We start from the raw sequence: 15,923 nt of genomic DNA, 5'->3' as shown, positions 1-15,923 counted from the left end.
ACAACTTTACAGTGTTACCCAATCCCCTAAATTGATTTACTACCAGCATGACAAATACAGTGCATGCGCCATTTATTGAGTTTTTAGCTCAACAAATTATTAAGGCCAGTTCTAAAGCCGAGCAAATTGCAATATCTCGCCGTTGCCCGTTAAAAGACCTGCCCGCATTGCGTACCCGCGTTAAAGCGCTGCTAAACCCAGCGAACAAAAAGCCGGCGCGCAGTACTCGCTTACCTGCCTGTTACGTCCTAGTAAAACAACGTTTAACCAAAAAGAGGACTCAACAGCATGGCGCTTAAACAACGAGTGGCCGTACCAACAGCACCGAGCTTTATATTTCAGGAGCTGGTACCAAAAGCCACGTTTGAACTATTTAAAGACACCCCATTATTCTTACTCAATTTATTTGATGAACGTGCATTGCGCATGCTGCAAAAGCTACGCGACAAGTTTGGCCCATGCACAGTAAACAACTGGTACTGGGGCGGCGCTAATCAATACCGTGGCTATCGCCCACTTGATTGTGAAATAGGCGCAAAACGCAGCCAACACAAGCTAGGCAAAGCGTTTGATTGCAGCTTTGAAAACTACACAGCCCAGCAAGTACGTGACTACGTATTAGCCCACCCGCAAGAATTCCCCTACATCACCGCCATTGAAGGGCAAGTGAGTTGGTTTCATTTTGATGTACGCACGCCTACATGGACGGGCATTAAAGTATTTAACCCGTAAGGACGACCCATGACCCCAGAGCAAGAAAATCAACTATTCCAGTCAATCGGTCAAATACAAGCGAGTCAAACCGCTATTTTGAATCAAATTAGTTCTCTAAAAACCGATATCAACAAGCGAGTAGACAAACTTGAAGACCGCGTTACCAAGGTTGAAACCCATGTAACTAATAATCGGGTAAAAATGGCTGGAATCGGTGGTGCAGCTGGTCTAACGGTTGCACTAATTACTGAGCTACTTAAAAACGGTGGCTTATAATGGCGCACCCTGCAGAAAAGAAAAATGCCGTACGCCACAGCTATGTAAGCGAGCTGCTCGCGTTAAGTGTTGCCGCCATTAAACACAGCGTGGCCGATGGCACTGCACGACGCTGGAAAATGGAAGCCAAAGACAACGGCGACGATTGGGACTTAGCCCGTGCCGCAAGCCGCCGTAGTGAAGGCACAGCAGGGGAGTTTACTACCGACTTTATTGAAGAATTTACCATTCAAGTTAACGAAACCTTTGAGCTTTTAAGATCAGCAGACGGCGCACAGCTGCCCCTTGAACAACGTATAAAAGTACTTAGCTCGCTCACCGATATGATGAGCAAAGTTATGAAGGTATCAGGCGGTAATAAACGCCTTGAAAAGCGCACCATTGCCACCGAAGTACTTAAAATACTCGCTAAGTTTGTATCAAACAAATACCCCGAATTTGCCCCCGAGTTTGTAGAAATACTTACCGCCTTTGGTCCACGGCTCGACAAGGAGTTAGACGACTAATGGCCGATATGAACTCACGCGACTTTTTAGCTGAAATAGAGCAGATCACCGGCTCACTGCGCCGCGATATTGAAGCCAAAGAACGCAACATAGACCCAAGCCCCGCTGCAATTAAAGAACGCCGTAAACGCGTACTTGGCGGCGACTTTGCGTTTTTTGTGTATACGTATTTTCCGCATCACATGTGGCTTGACGACGATCAAACTGCGTCTGAGTTCCAAAGCTATTTTATGAACTGGTTCCCCGAAGCCCTCAAGCTTAAAAACGGCTGGAAAAACTGGTTTGTAGCCCCGCGTGGTGAGGGTAAAAGTACCCTTGCTGTAAAAATTGCGCCTGTTTATGTAGCGGTGTTAGCACTCTTACAAGACCCTGATATTTGCCAAGATCTGGGCTTAGCTAAAATAAAACAATTTATCGATTTTGTGATCTTGTTTGGCGCTGAAACCAAAATGCCAACCAAAACACTAGAGGTAGTTAAAACCGAACTGCTTAACAATAACAACCTCGCGCTCGACTTCCCCGAAGTGTGCCAAAAGTCCCCCGTGTGGAAGTTAGGCGAGTTTGTAACAGCCCAAGGCGTACGCTTTGAAAGCCGTGGTGCTGAGCAATCAGTACGCGGTACGTTCCATGGTGCAAGCCGCCCTAAGTTGCTGCTATCCGATGACATTATAACCGATGCCGAGGCAAAATCGCCCACTGAGCGCGATAACCGCTGGCGCTTCCTAGAAGCTGCCGTGCAATACCTTGGCCCACCAGATGGCACCGTAAAATTCTTAGGTGTAAATACCGTTTTAAATAACGACGACCCAATAAGCCGCGCCGAAGAAGCACCAGGGCATATTGTTCACCGTTTTAAAGCCATTAAACAAATGCCAGAACGCATGGACTTATGGGAAGAATGCCGCGATCTAATGGTGCATGACGACAAACGCTTTGAAAAACGCGCCGCCGCTAAGGGTGAGGCTGTTTCAACCGAGCAAAAACCGTCGTTTAAGTTTTGGCTCAAGCGTAAAAAGCAAATGCTTAAAGGCGCTACTACCAGTTGGCCAAGTGTGCGTTCGCTTTACGATTTAATGTGTATGTGGGCGGCTAATAAGCGCGAGTTTAACCGCGAAATGCAAGGCATAGCCAAAAGCGACGAAGAAGCCATTTTTTATCAGTTCGATTTTTGGGTTGATCGCCTAAACGAGTGGATACCCTACGGCGCATGTGATCCAAGTATGGGCAAAACTGAAAAAGCCGACCCCAGCGCTATACTCGTGGGCTTTTACTCTAATGATTTACAAAAGCTACACGTTGAATACGAAAGCCGCAAAGTCCGTGGTACGAGCCGTTTACTTAACGACTTAATACGCGCACAAAAAGAATATAACTGCCGTGTGTGGGGCTTTGAGAACAACAACGCCTTTGATTTTATGCGCAGCCAGTTTATTACTACAGGCCTAGAGCAAGGCATTGCACTGCCTTTACGTGGTGTTACTGCGGTTATTAGCGCCGAGGAACGCATAGGATCACTTGAAACCTATGTAACCAATACACCAGCGCAAATTGCCTTTCATTCACATTGCCGCTTACTACTCGACGAGCTTGAAAACTGGCCAGAAAAACAAACCGCCCATCACTACGATTTAAGCTGTGCCCTGGCTATTTTGTGGATGGTAGCAAGCACAGGTGCAGGCGGCATGCCGCGTGTTAATAGCCGCAAAGTCACTAAACAAATCAGGGGATATCATGTATAGCAAGCCACGCATTAAATCTACAGCATACACCGTGTATAGCAAGCCACGCATTAAATCTACAGCATACACCGCGCTAAACCGTATGTTTGACCAAAACCGCATAGATCCAAATCTTACGTCGCTTATTACTGAGCTACCAAACCCTGATCCAATACTGCGCCGTGCAGGTAAAAACACCGCCATTTACGAAGAAATAGCCCGCGACGCCCACGTTATTGGTGAATTACGCTCACTACGTAGCGGCTTATTTAGCTTTAATACCGAGCTTGTACCAGGCGGTGACGACGCAGCCAGTTTAAAAAGTTATGAGTTAGCTAAAGCGTTTTTTGCCCGTAAACCATGCCCACATACAGAATGGGCCGATATGGATTGGCACAATTACAGCGCCATTTTAAATGGCTTTAGCGTTACTCACTTGGGCAAGTACATTAAACACGATGGTCATTGGCAACCTGAATACGTAGAGACCTGGCGCAACAGTCGCTTTGCATTTAATAGTGATCACGAGCTGCTTGTTAAGACCAGCGAAAACCCACAAGGCGAGTTAGTCGATCAACGCCGTTGGTCGTGCGTTCGCCACATGCCAAGCGCCGAAAACCCGTATGGCATCGCATTATTAAGTAGCTGTTTTTGGCCGTGGACCTTTAAACACGGTGGTTTTAAGTTTTTTGTGCAGCTGTGCGAGCGCTTTGGTATTCCATTCCCTGTGGGTAAATATCCAATTGGCAGTAAAGACAAAGATATCGAAAATTTGTTAGATGGCTTAGTACGACTTGTGCAAGATGGCATTGCCGCCATACCCGATGACACGACAATTGAGATCATCGAAAGCAAACTATCTGGCGAGCCAGTACCAGAGCGCCTAGTTAACTTTTGTAATGCCGAAATAAGCAAAGCACTCACTAGCCAAACTCTTGCAACCGAGCAAAAAAATGGTGGCGCACGCGCAGCCAGCGAAACCCATGCAAAACGCGCGGGCGATAATCAACGATCAGACAGGGCGCTTGTAGCCTCTTACCGTAACCAGCTTTTAAACGCATTGCACACAGTAAATTTTGACGGCGGCGAACCACCTAAATTCATCTTTAAAGACAAACGCGAGATCAATACCGACACCGTAACCCGCGTGCGTGAAACAGCCCGTATTGTGCCTGTTGGTGAAGACTGGGCCTATCAAGAACTTGGTGTACCAAAGCCAAAAGACGGCGAAACTATCCTAGATATACCCGACGAAGGCCACGGCATAGCCACTGCGGCTAAAACTGAGTTTGCCAAAAAACAAACGGATGCCGTAGAACTTACCAACGAATTTGATGAGTTTGATCACGCAAGTGACGACACCATTAAACAGATTTATCAATTTGCTCAGGCCTCTAAAAGCCTGGACGAACTTAAGCAAAAAATAACCTCACAATTTCCTGATATTTCAGACTCTGCACTGGCAGACGTTGCCCAAACAGCAATGGAGTATGAATTTATGGCAGGCATGAACGAGGCTAATTCAAAAACTGTGGAGATAGACGATGAATAATGTTCCTGACGGGTATTTAAAAGACGGTAAAGGCAATTTAGTAGCCATTGCCAACATCAAACAAACTGACTTGATCAAAGACGAGTTTGTAAGAAAAGCCATTGATAAAGCCGTTGAAATGCAAGAAACACTGGCAGAGTTTAAACAAAGTTTAATGGCTGAAGCCGACGACTTTATAGAGCTATTAGCGCAAGAACATGGCGTTAACTTAGGCGGCAAAAAAGGCAATGTGACACTACGCACCTTTGACAGCCAATTAAAAGTAACGCTACAAACGCAAGAACGCATTGAACTTGGCCCAGAGCTTACCCTTGCTAAGCAATTAATAGATCAATGCCTGGACGAATGGACCGAAGGCGGCAACCAAAACATTAAAGCCATTGTTAGCAAAACGTTCAATACCGATAAGCAAGGATCACTTAACCCGCAACGCATTTTAGCCCTGCGTAAACTAGAAATATCAGACGATTCGGGCAAGTGGACCAAAGCCATGAACATTATTGCAGAATCCGTTGGCGTGGTTGATTCTTGCCGTTTTATCCGCTTTTACAAGCAAGATGATAAAGGCATTGAGCAAGCAATTTCACTCGATATAGCAAAATTGTAGCGGGGCGCTTATGGCCATCACAAAAGAGCAGTGGATAGAGGTAGAAAAGCACTTAGCAGGCTTTTTTGGCTCGGTTATTTTCAAATACGGTGAGTTTGAAATAACAGTGATACGCGGGCGCGTATCTGAGTCTAAAACAAGCTTAGTTGTGTATGTAGACGATGTAATTAAGGGTGGCTGGTACTCTAAAGACAACGAACGCCCTTCATGTATTCCTGATGTTTGGCGTAAACGAACCCGCGCCAGATACACGGCTAAATCAATCAAGGATGCAGAAAAAGTATGGGGTAAGCGCCGTGCAAAAAAAGAATTCCCAGAGCTTTACGAAGTAACCGAATACCACACATGCGATTTTACAACCGCTAAAAGCCTCGTTCGTCAGTATAAAAAGATCGAAGGTTTAGAGCTTATTAAAATTGGCGGAAAATCTTACGACGACTATATAAAGGTATAACTATGGATCCAATTACGATAGCACTTGGCCTTGCAAAGCTCACAGGCCTGGATAAGAAAATAGGCGGTTGGATAGGGGGCGACAATGGATCAAAGGTCGCGTCTAAAGTGGTAGATATTGCGCAAACCATCACCAATGGCGGCACGCCTGAGCAAGCATTTAACCTAGTTCAGCAATCTAGCGCATTGCAACAAGAGTTACGGCAAACAATTTTAAACCGTGAAAAAGAGCTTGATGATTTAGCGTTTAAAAATACTCAAAGCGCCCGCAATATGCAGATCCAAGCACTTAATCAAGATGATAAGTTTTCTAAACGCTTCATTTATTACTATGCGTGGTTTTGGTCGGTTGCAACCGTTATATACATAGGCTGTATAACGTTTTTAACCATTCCAGATACCGCAACACGCTTTGCAGACACCATTTTGGGCTTTATTTTAGGCACCGTTGTAGCGTCAATATTGAATTTTTTCTTTGGTAATAGCCGTGATAATTCACGCAGAAACGAAATTCAAGACATTCAACAGTCGTTAAAAGAGCAATAATATGGCCTTACCAGCTCCACAATATGGCGACCTTGTTAAGTTCAAGGAAGCCACTTCTCATTTCAAAGACAAAATTAAGCTCACAAGTGAGTCATATAAAGATTTACAGGGCTTAGTTCACGCCAAAGCATTTACCGTTGCCGGTGCAACACAAATCGAGATCATTAACGAACTATATAAAGCAGTGGATAAGGCGATTAGCGATGGCGAAACCATATCGGACTTTAGAAAACGCTTTGACAAAGTAGTTGATGATCACGGTTGGTCATACAATGGCAAACGGGGCTGGCGTACTAAAGTTATTTATCAAAACAATAAAAACACTGCGCGTGCAGCTGGCCGTTGGCAACAACAAGAGCGTTTGAAACAGCGCAGGCCATATTTATTATACTTAACAGCTGGTGATAGCCGCGTAAGACCTGAACACGGTAAGTGGAATTACATTTTATTGCCTGTGGATCATCCGTTTTGGGATACGCATTATCCGCCAAATGGTTATAACTGCAGATGTAAGGTGGTATCACTTAATGCGCGTGATATTGCACGCATGGGGTTATCAGTAACCAAGCCAGAAAAAGTTAATAAGTTTATGGAGTCATTCAAAGTTGTAGACCCATCAACAGGCGAAGAACTTAATAAGTTAGCAGGCATTGATCTAGGCTGGGATTATAATCCAGGTAAAGCATGGCTAGGTGCAGACATTGCAGCAGGTAAATCAGTTATGACTTTATCAACTGACATTCAAAAATTAGCAGTACCGCAATTTAACGAAGCAGTTTTAAAATCTCAGCAGTACTATATAAAGCAAGTAAACTTACAAGCAGCAAAGTTAGCGCTTAAAAAGTCGGTACCAGATAGCCAGCAATTTACGTTAGGGCACTTGCCTGTAAATTTACTAAACGAGCTATCACGTAAAAACGCACCTATATATAGTAGCGCTGTTACAGTCAGCAGCGCTCAAATTGAAAAGTTCTTAACTGGTAAACTGGCAATTGAGCAAGTACACGAACTAATGAACGCTGTTCAAAATCCAAATACGTTTGCTTATATAGGCAACCAAGTAAAAATATCGTACCAAGGTTTTATGATCACAGTTGAGCTAGGGCCAACGTTCAATACAATTATAGCTGCCGAAAAAGTTTAAACATCGGCAGCTCAAAATATTTAAACAGCGTTTAAAAGGCGTTTAAAGTGTATTTAAAGGAAAGTTAAACGATCAAGAATGATCTAATTCTAAACGTACAATGAGCAGGAATGATCGTGGAATGAGTCAGTTTGAACAGGTTTCGTCTAAAAACAAGCGTAATCCGAATTTAGCTAATTTTGCGCTCAGGGTTAGCCAATCCCAGTAATAATGGGCTTTTCCAAAAGACGAGGGCGAAAATCCTCATATCATCATTATTCTAGAAATGAACAACCCCTTACAAATACTAAGTAAATTATTTAATTTAACATAATCTAATTTATGGGATGTTATCTATACTACGCTGCAAAGCGTACTTCTTTTCATTATTCACCCTCACTAAGTCCAATACTAGACGGTATCGGACTTAGTGAGGGTTTATGCGAATTATATGATTTTATTCGAGTATCTTTCTTGAGCTTCATTATCGCTTAGCATAGTATTAAAAATACAATTTAAGCTGTATCACAAGAAGTAAACAATATGGAATTTGTGCGCCCGTTAGAACCAATCCTAATAATTGACGATGTTCAAGATATACGTGACTACTTAAATCAAATCTTAACTGAGTTAGGTTTTGAAGATATTCTCGAAAGTAACGATTTTGAATCTGCAAAAAGCCTGATTGATGAAAAATCCCCGAATGTAATTTTCCTTGATATTGAATTACCCGACACCGACGGGACTGAAATTCTTGAGTACCTAAACGATAATTACCCACACACCCATGTTGTCATGTGCTCAGGCCACAATAGCCTTGAGAATGTACAAAATACATGGGAACTTGGCGCTAAAGGCTTTATTGCAAAACCATTTAATGCCAAAAAAGTCGATACGGTTATGAAACGCCTAGAACTTATTTAGCCCACATCAAAACCATAAGGTTATTATGCAACACACTGTACAAGCGATCATTGATGATTTATCTCAGGTTATTTATGGCAAACAACAGCAAATCAAACTCGCGTTAACTTGCTTATTCAGTCAAGGCCATTTACTCATTGAGGATTTGCCTGGTATGGGAAAAACCACCTTATCGCATGCACTCGCGGCAGTATTAGGTTTAAGCTATCAACGCGTGCAATTTACCAGTGATTTATTACCTTCAGATATACTCGGTTCGAGTATTTTTAATGCCAATGAACATAAATTTACATTTCATAAAGGGCCTGTTTTTAGCCAAGTCGTGCTAGCTGATGAAATTAATCGTGCGGGTCCAAAAACACAAAGTGCATTATTAGAAGCGATGGAAGAATACCAAGTGACTATGGACGGTGATAAATACGCCCTGCCCAGTCCATTCTTTGTAATCGCTACTCAAAATCCATTATACCAATCAGGTACTTATCCTTTACCAGAGTCTCAATTAGACCGTTTTTTTATGCGCATTAGCTTAGGTTTTCCACCGAAAGAAGCTGAAAGGAAATTGATTTTAGGGCAAAACAATCGTGATTATGATCACCTACCCGTACGAATTAACGCCGAACAATTAATTGAAATACAAAAACAAGTAAGTACTATTACTTTAAGTGAGCCGGTTGTTGATTATATCTTGGCGCTTGTTTCATACACGCGTAAGAATAACCAATTTGCTAATGCGCTGTCTCCACGCGCCAGTATTGCTTTAGGTAAAGCAGCACAAGCATGGGCATTTATTGATGGTCGTGATTTTGTCACTCCCGATGATGTTCAAACCATATTTGCCAGCGTAACAGAGCACCGCTTGGGTTTAAATCATGATGTTAGCGCACAACAGCTAAAGCAATTATTAAATGATGTTACTGTACCTTTGTAATGCGAAAAAATAACAACCTTGCCCGCTCTACACTATTTTTTCAGCTAAAAGCTAAGCTTTTCAGTTTGTTACTTAAAAATAAACACAATACTGAACAGCTTACATTAACGCATAGCAACATTTATATTTTACCTTCCAAGCTAGGTAGTAGCTTTTTACTCGTAACAATACTTAACTTTATCTTGGCTGTTAACTATCAAAATAATTTGATTTTAGTGATGGCATATTTGATGCTAGTTGTAATGATTTTTTCATTATTGCTCGGTTATAACAATGTTAGAGGTTTAGCGCTTTCTTACAAAAGGCATATTGCTAACTATGCCCCACAGTGTGCCCAATTAGAGTTAGAGCTTTCGACTGATACAATATGCCAATCGCTGCAGTTTATTTACGAAAAAAAAATACTCGCAACGTTTGATGAAACAACCCCTACTTCGCAATTGATACATTTAGATTTACCGATGAATCAACGCGGTGCCTACCCATTGCAGCGCTTAAAAATCATTAGTCACTATCCGTTTGGTTTAGTATCGGCATGGAGCTACATGCAATTAACGCAGACTGTTTTTGTTTACCCGCAACAACGTAAGCCTGTACAACAAGAGAATCATCAGCACAATAAAAACAGTATGGATGATGGCGATCAAAAGAATATGCACGGTAGCGATGAGTTTGATGGCTTGACTCCCCATCAAGTTGGTATGAATTTGAAACGTGTGTCATGGAAACATTATGCTAAAACTCAGCAATTGATGGTTAAGGATTTTGTTAATTACTCAGCGCAAAGTGTATTTTTTGATTTTAATCAGTTACAAGGAAGTACTGAATCTCGACTTCAGCAATTGAGCTATTTGATCAGCCAAGCATACTTGCAAGGTACAACGTATGGTTTGCAATTAGAAAGTATCTCATTCGAGGTGAGTGAAGGAAAAGAACACTGTAAAAATTGCTTAGAAGCACTCAGTCGCTTTTCCAAAATAGCCAAGGATTAACATGAGAGTTGTTAATAATTTAACTGCAATTAATTTATCATTATCAATAGTTTATATATTAGTATTGAGTTTTATCTTTACTGAACTCCCGTTGGCATTTAATACACTGTTAGTGGGTTTATGTATTTGGAATCTTGCGGTTACCTTATTAAAGCGTAATAAGCCTAATGCATTATTAGCAAATACATTAGCCGGGTTGAGTTTGATTGTTTTGTTTTATGATGTTGGCTTTAGCGATACCGTTACGTTGTTCGTGGCGATGCTGATTTTATCGAGCTTATTTAAATTACTCCAAGCAACGACAAAAAAACACACTATCAAACAATTACTTTACTTAGCTTTTTTAGCCTGTCTACTGTTTATCTATTTTCTCAAAGTTTATTTGCAACATTGATTATTAGCCTTTTATACATTCTAAATTTTGCTGTTTTGGCTTTAATTGAGTCCAAACATAACTTAAAAATAGCCGTTAAAGGTAGTTTAAAATTATTGCTGTTGGCGTTACCTATTTCGATTTTTTTACTGTTATTGCTACCAAAAGTACCTGCATTTTGGCAGCTGCCAGGGCCTAAACTGGCTAAAACAGGATTATCAGAAAGTGTTGACCCATTCGACATTGCGCAATTATCTAACTCAGATGAACTAGTTTTTAGAGCAAAGTTTGATGAACAAAGGCCGTCTCCCCCCTACTACTGGCGTGCCATAATACATGACGAATTTGATGGTAAAACCTGGTTAATATCGGACATTTTGAAAGCCAAACAAGTGATTGGTCAAAACACCACTAAGCTAGGCGCAGAACCTTTATTTAGTTACCAAATATTTGCAGAGCCAGCCGCTAAACCTTGGCTGTATGGTTTACAACTTTCGAGCTCAACACATAAAGACGTCAAAACAACCAGTGATGGATTATTACTTCGTAAACGTTTTTTAGCCAGTAGTATTAGTTATACCACACAAAGTTACCCACTCGAATCAGCGCTTCTATCACGTTCAGTACAGTATCAGAATGCCCAACTAAATTTAGCAAAAGAGACTAATCTTCAGTCACAAACGTTTGCTAAACGTTTATATGAGCAACAAAACAAGGATGACGATGCTTTTTATTCAGCCTTATATGAGTACTTTGCCAACAATGGATTCAGTTACACCTTAACACCCGATCCAATTACTGGTAGCAATACTTTAGACCAATTTTTATTTAATAATAAACGTGGTTTTTGCGGGCATTATGCCAGTACAGCTGCATTTATGTTTAGAAGCGTTGGCATTCCAGCGCGTGTTGTTTCTGGTTATTTAGGCGGTGAATACAATGAGCAAAATAGTTATCTTAGTGTTTATCAATATGATGCACATGCTTGGGTCGAAGTGTACATAAAAAACAAAGGGTGGCAGATTTTTGATGCAACAGCTGTGGTTTCACCCGAACGATTAAATGGTTCGTTGTCACAGCATACACAACTGAATAATGAATTTACCAGCAACTTAAGTTTTGGTCTATTGAGGTTAAGCAATATAGCTGGTTTTAATTGGCTTAGACTCAAACTTGAAAACCTTGATTACCAATGGACTAGCTGGGTGTTAGGGTTTGATCAGCAAAAACAGGCCTCCTTGTTAAACAAGTTGTTTGGCAACAAGAAACTGTGGCAGATTTCACTGATTGTGATTGCAACAGTGTGCATGACATTTATTTGTTATTTTGTGTACTTATCGTGGCCAAAGACATCCTCGGAGCCCAAACATGCTCTGACCAAAGACTATCTTAAACTAGTTAATTGGTGTGAAAAACAGGGCATTGTTGCTAAGCAAAACCAAACACCATTGCAGTTTTTAGACTATGCGGCACAAAAACAGCCAGAGAAACGAATATATATTGAACAATTTGCACAGTTATACTCCGATGTGCGTTATCGACAGTTAGTATTTAATAGTTATCGTAAAAAACACAGTAAAGATCTGATAAAATCTATTAAAACAAAGATGAAGAGATAATTATGAATGCAGTTGTGATCGGTGTGTTATTAATGCTGGGACTCACTTTAGCGCGGGTTAATGTCATTGTAGCCATGACGCTCAGTGCTTTAGTCGCTGGTTTAACTGCGGGTTTAAGTTTAACTGATACACTTGATGCATTTAATGCTGGCCTGTCTGGTGGGGCAGAAATTGCCCTAAGCTATGCGATGTTAGGCGCGTTTGCAGTTGCAATCTCAAAGTCTGGACTGACCCGGATACTCGCGGCAAAATTATTGGCAAAAGTTAATAATAACAGTGCAAATAGCGAAACCAGCCTCAGTTACTTCATCCTGTTTATTATTTTAGCTTGTGCAATCTCATCCCAAAATTTAGTGCCTGTGCATATTGCCTTTATTCCTATTTTGATCCCGCCGTTACTAATTGTATTTAATAAATTAAAATTAGATCGCCGCGCCATTGCATGTATTTTAACCTTTGGCTTAGCAACATCTTATATGGTATTGCCCTATGGCTTTGGTGGGATATATTTATACTCAATTTTACATAAAAACCTTGTTGATAATGGCCTTGATATTATTAATAGCCAAGTACCATTAGCGATGGTCATCCCTGCTTTTGGTATGTTAGCTGGCTTACTTATTGCGGTATTTATTAGCTATAGAAAACGTCGGGAGTATCACCAAGACGAACTAGATGAACAGGCTACAAGTATTGCAGTTGAACAACCCAAAAAAGTACTACTTGTTGGAGTCACTGCAGTACTAGCCTCTTTAGTTGCTCAAAATGTTAGTGGCTCTATGATTTTAGGCGGCTTAGTTGGGGTTATGATCTTTAGTTTATTTGGTGTAGTTAAGTGGGAGCAAAATAGCGACGTATTCAGTAAAGGCGTGGCTATGATGGCGATGATTGGTTTTATTATGATCTCAGCCCAAGGTTTTGCTGCCGTGATGAAAGCAACAGGCGATGTAACTAGCTTAGTACACAGCGCTGCATTAGTGATTGATGGTAATAAACCTTTAGCCGCTGCACTTATTCTATTAGTGGGTTTAATGATCACTATGGGCATTGGTAGTTCTTTTTCTACCGTGCCAATTATCGCAACTTTGTTTGTCCCCTTGTGTTTAGAGCTGAACTTTTCAATTATGGCAACTGCTGCGTTGGTTGGCACTGCTGGTGCATTAGGGGATGCTGGCTCTCCTGCGTCTGATTCAACACTTGGCCCAACCTCTGGATTAAATGCAGACGGTCAACATGACCACATTTGGGATTCGGTAGTGCCTACTTTTATCCATTTTAATATTCCACTGCTCATATTTGGCTGGATTGCAGCCATGGTGCTGTAACTCACTAAGCAAACGCCCTACTACTTGGTGAATAATTATTAGTTTTCCACGTTAGCTAAGTATTAAGTTTGATTAAATATAGTATGATGTGTTCTTATTAATTACAAAAGAAAGCACATTGCTGTGCTTTCTTTTCTATAATTGTTAATTAAAAACCATAGATCATTTTATCGCAAACAACAGGCGTTGGTCTGTGGTTATCATCAACCGCAACAAACGTAAAACTGCCTGTGATTGCTGAGTGCTTATCATCTGTGTGCATGGTTTCTAAAAATATTTCTACATCTACTCTTAAGCTGGTATTGCCTACGTGAACAACTTTTGAAATCAACTCTGCAAAAGTACCAGCAGGAATGGCTTCTTTAAAATCAACTCTATCTGATGAAATAGTTACCAATGGTTTACGACAAAAACGGGTTGCTGCAATGAATGCAACTTCATCCATCCATGCTAAAGCATCGCCACCAAATAAGGTGTTGTGATGATTTGTACGTCCAGGAAAAACAGTTTTAGTCACCGAGGTGGTTGAATCTTTAATACGTTGAGCAATTATTTCTTCACGGTTTACTTGTGTTGTCATGTTCTCTACTTTTTGTTCGCTAATGTGTCTAACATCATAAGTGCAGGATCGAGCCGTTCGCCTTTCCAGTTAAAACGCCAATCTAAATGCGGCCCTGTTACACGGCCTGTGGCACCAATCTCGGCAATTTTATCACCACGCTTTATGGTATCCCCTACTTTTACATCGAGTTTACTTAAATGTATATATGTAGACGTTACACTGTGCCCGTGGTCTAAAATTAGTGTGCCGCCAGAGTAATAAAGATCACTATCGGCAAATACTACTGTGCCACTTACTGGCGCATACACAGGGCTGCCGGTTTTGTTCGCAATATCTAAGCCGAAGTGTGGACGACGTGGTTCACCGTTAAAGTAGCGTTGGCTGCCATATACGCCAGAGATACGACCTTCAGCCGGTTTATAGACAGGGTCTAAAAAGTATCGAAGGTCAGAATCAATTTTTCGTGCATTTTTTACAGCAACAGCTTCGCGGCTAATTCGCTCACTGACCTCTTTAGGGGGCGATACATACTTACTTGCTACACCGGTAATTTTATCAATTTTATAATCACGTTTTGTGATTACAATCGCTTGCTGGTGCTCAGTGCCAGAGGCATCTACCCACGTTAACTTATGTGTTAACTCAGCATCACGACCAAAACCAAAAACAAATTCGCCTTGCTCTGTGGTTTTTAATGCTTGGCCATTAAAGCTTATTGATTTAACACCTTCAATCTTGCCAGTAACTAAGCCACCTTGCGTTAAATGACCTTGCAATTCAACTGCATCAGTAAAAAAACTCACTGTGGCAAAGAACGACAGTGCTAATAACTTACGCATAACAAATCGATCCTTTTGCAACCCCTTCATAGGCTGTAATTTTGACATCACTATCAGGGTGCTGAGCTTTAACCTGCTCTGCTAAATAACCTGCAATACATTCTACCGTTGTATCAACCGGTAAAATATCACAACGGGCTTTACTTATCGCCATCTCAAAATAACCTTGCGCCGCAGTATACGCAAAACAAAAGTCATTTTCAGTTGCAGTAATATGTTGCAGCTGGCTTGTTGAAACTTGATCTTCAGCAGTTGCTAAATAGATATCTTGCCACTTATCAGCCCACTGTTTTTGTAAGCGCGGCATCGCCATGCCATCAAGTGCAATACCAATTTGCGAACGATGACCATGAATGATGCGTTGGCAATTCCCATCGTGTTTTTTAAGACCATGACTATAGTGATAATAAAAGCTCTTACTGTGTTCAGGCTTTAATTCAATCTCAATTTTATCAATGTTACTTGGTAACTGCGGCATAATCGTCGCGATTAAAAATTCAATCACTGATTGCTCATTTACAACCTCGGCATCAATTAAACAATACGCTTGATTAGGCGCACTCATTGCTAAATGGTGGTCATCACCAAACGTACAATCTAGTGTTGTATAATCACCATGGTTTTCGATAGAGCCATTAATTTTATTACCAATAGCCAATTTGTGATCTATGCATTGGTCAATAATCCCTTTAATTTGCTTTTTAACTAAGCCAAAATCGAGCACCATAGACTCTTCATTTAACTTGCCATGCAAGGTTAAATCAACAATCCAGCTTTCACCTACTGCGCCTCGTTTGTTACAAAGATAAGAAAAATCAATTACGGTAAGTGCGTTAACAAAAAGGATCATAAACTTCCTTTAT

17 protein-coding genes and 1 pseudogene are annotated in these 15,923 nt (G+C 41.2%); 15 read left to right on the top strand and 3 right to left on the bottom strand.

Going from position 1 to position 15,923, the window contains the following annotated elements; all coding sequences use genetic code 11:
• The first annotated feature begins 47 nt into the window (after positions 1–47).
• From KAN5_RS05695 to KAN5_RS05625, 15 genes and pseudogenes are all read left to right on the top strand, one after another.
• Positions 48–299 carry a hypothetical protein gene (locus KAN5_RS05695; RefSeq protein WP_244390688.1) on the top strand — a complete coding sequence of 84 codons (252 nt, stop codon included), beginning with the start codon at positions 48–50 and terminating at the stop codon, positions 297–299.
• Complete coding sequence (locus KAN5_RS05690; RefSeq protein ID WP_244390687.1) at positions 289–732, top strand: hypothetical protein; 444 nt, start codon at positions 289–291, stop codon at positions 730–732. The genes KAN5_RS05695 and KAN5_RS05690 overlap by 11 nt, the downstream gene beginning before the upstream one ends.
• A gap of 9 nt (positions 733–741) precedes the next feature.
• A complete protein-coding gene (locus KAN5_RS05685) occupies positions 742–990 on the top strand; it encodes a hypothetical protein (protein WP_016707171.1) in 249 nt (82 codons plus the stop codon).
• Positions 990–1,496 (top strand): DUF1804 family protein, encoded by a 507-nt coding sequence (locus KAN5_RS05680; protein WP_244390686.1) that lies wholly within the window; start codon positions 990–992, stop codon positions 1,494–1,496. Before KAN5_RS05685 ends, KAN5_RS05680 begins: the two co-directional genes overlap by 1 nt.
• Positions 1,496–3,235, top strand: coding sequence for a hypothetical protein (locus tag KAN5_RS05675; protein ID WP_244390685.1), 1,740 nt, complete (start codon positions 1,496–1,498; stop codon positions 3,233–3,235). The genes KAN5_RS05680 and KAN5_RS05675 overlap by 1 nt, the downstream gene beginning before the upstream one ends.
• Positions 3,228–4,766: a DUF935 family protein gene (locus tag KAN5_RS05670; protein WP_244390684.1), complete on the top strand. Its 1,539-nt coding sequence runs from the start codon at positions 3,228–3,230 to the stop codon at positions 4,764–4,766. The genes KAN5_RS05675 and KAN5_RS05670 overlap by 8 nt, the downstream gene beginning before the upstream one ends.
• A complete protein-coding gene (locus tag KAN5_RS05665) occupies positions 4,759–5,373 on the top strand; it encodes a DUF3164 family protein (RefSeq protein ID WP_244390683.1) in 615 nt (204 codons plus the stop codon). The genes KAN5_RS05670 and KAN5_RS05665 overlap by 8 nt, the downstream gene beginning before the upstream one ends.
• Before the next feature lie 10 nt (positions 5,374–5,383).
• Complete coding sequence (locus tag KAN5_RS05660) at positions 5,384–5,827, top strand: hypothetical protein (RefSeq protein ID WP_244390682.1); 444 nt, start codon at positions 5,384–5,386, stop codon at positions 5,825–5,827.
• Between the two features lie 2 nt (positions 5,828–5,829).
• Complete coding sequence (locus KAN5_RS05655; RefSeq protein ID WP_244390681.1) at positions 5,830–6,372, top strand: hypothetical protein; 543 nt, start codon at positions 5,830–5,832, stop codon at positions 6,370–6,372.
• A 1-nt stretch (position 6,373) separates the two neighbouring features.
• On the top strand, positions 6,374–7,516 hold the full coding sequence (locus KAN5_RS05650) for a phage minor head protein (RefSeq protein ID WP_244390680.1): 1,143 nt from the start codon (positions 6,374–6,376) through the stop codon (positions 7,514–7,516).
• A gap of 522 nt (positions 7,517–8,038) precedes the next feature.
• Positions 8,039–8,419 (top strand): response regulator, encoded by a 381-nt coding sequence (locus tag KAN5_RS05645; protein WP_016707179.1) that lies wholly within the window; start codon positions 8,039–8,041, stop codon positions 8,417–8,419.
• A gap of 25 nt (positions 8,420–8,444) precedes the next feature.
• Positions 8,445–9,350: a MoxR family ATPase gene (locus KAN5_RS05640; protein ID WP_244390679.1), complete on the top strand. Its 906-nt coding sequence runs from the start codon at positions 8,445–8,447 to the stop codon at positions 9,348–9,350.
• Positions 9,350–10,342, top strand: a complete 993-nt coding sequence (locus KAN5_RS05635; protein WP_244390678.1) for a DUF58 domain-containing protein — start codon at positions 9,350–9,352, stop codon at positions 10,340–10,342. The genes KAN5_RS05640 and KAN5_RS05635 overlap by 1 nt, the downstream gene beginning before the upstream one ends.
• 1 nt (position 10,343) lies before the next feature.
• A pseudogene (locus KAN5_RS05630) lies at positions 10,344–12,334 on the top strand (DUF3488 and transglutaminase-like domain-containing protein).
• A gap of 2 nt (positions 12,335–12,336) precedes the next feature.
• Positions 12,337–13,659 (top strand): Na+/H+ antiporter NhaC family protein, encoded by a 1,323-nt coding sequence (locus KAN5_RS05625; protein WP_138555261.1) that lies wholly within the window; start codon positions 12,337–12,339, stop codon positions 13,657–13,659.
• 148 nt (positions 13,660–13,807) lie between these two features.
• Here the strand turns inward: KAN5_RS05625 and KAN5_RS05620 are convergent, their stop codons facing one another.
• Genes KAN5_RS05620 through KAN5_RS05610 form a run of 3 tightly spaced genes read right to left on the bottom strand, consistent with a single transcriptional unit; the run spans position 13,808 to position 15,910 of the window.
• Positions 13,808–14,239, bottom strand: a complete 432-nt coding sequence (locus KAN5_RS05620; protein ID WP_016707184.1) for an acyl-CoA thioesterase — start codon at positions 14,237–14,239, stop codon at positions 13,808–13,810.
• A 5-nt stretch (positions 14,240–14,244) separates the two neighbouring features.
• Positions 14,245–15,060 (bottom strand): M23 family metallopeptidase, encoded by an 816-nt coding sequence (locus KAN5_RS05615; protein ID WP_016707185.1) that lies wholly within the window; start codon positions 15,058–15,060, stop codon positions 14,245–14,247.
• Complete coding sequence (locus KAN5_RS05610; protein WP_016707186.1) at positions 15,053–15,910, bottom strand: 6-carboxytetrahydropterin synthase; 858 nt, start codon at positions 15,908–15,910, stop codon at positions 15,053–15,055. Before KAN5_RS05610 ends, KAN5_RS05615 begins: the two co-directional genes overlap by 8 nt.
• Between the last annotated feature and the right edge of the window lie 13 nt (positions 15,911–15,923).

This window comes from Pseudoalteromonas sp. KAN5 (assembly GCF_022846535.1).
GTDB classification, from domain to species: domain Bacteria; phylum Pseudomonadota; class Gammaproteobacteria; order Enterobacterales; family Alteromonadaceae; genus Pseudoalteromonas; species Pseudoalteromonas haloplanktis.
This window is presented reverse-complemented; position numbering and strand designations above follow the sequence as displayed.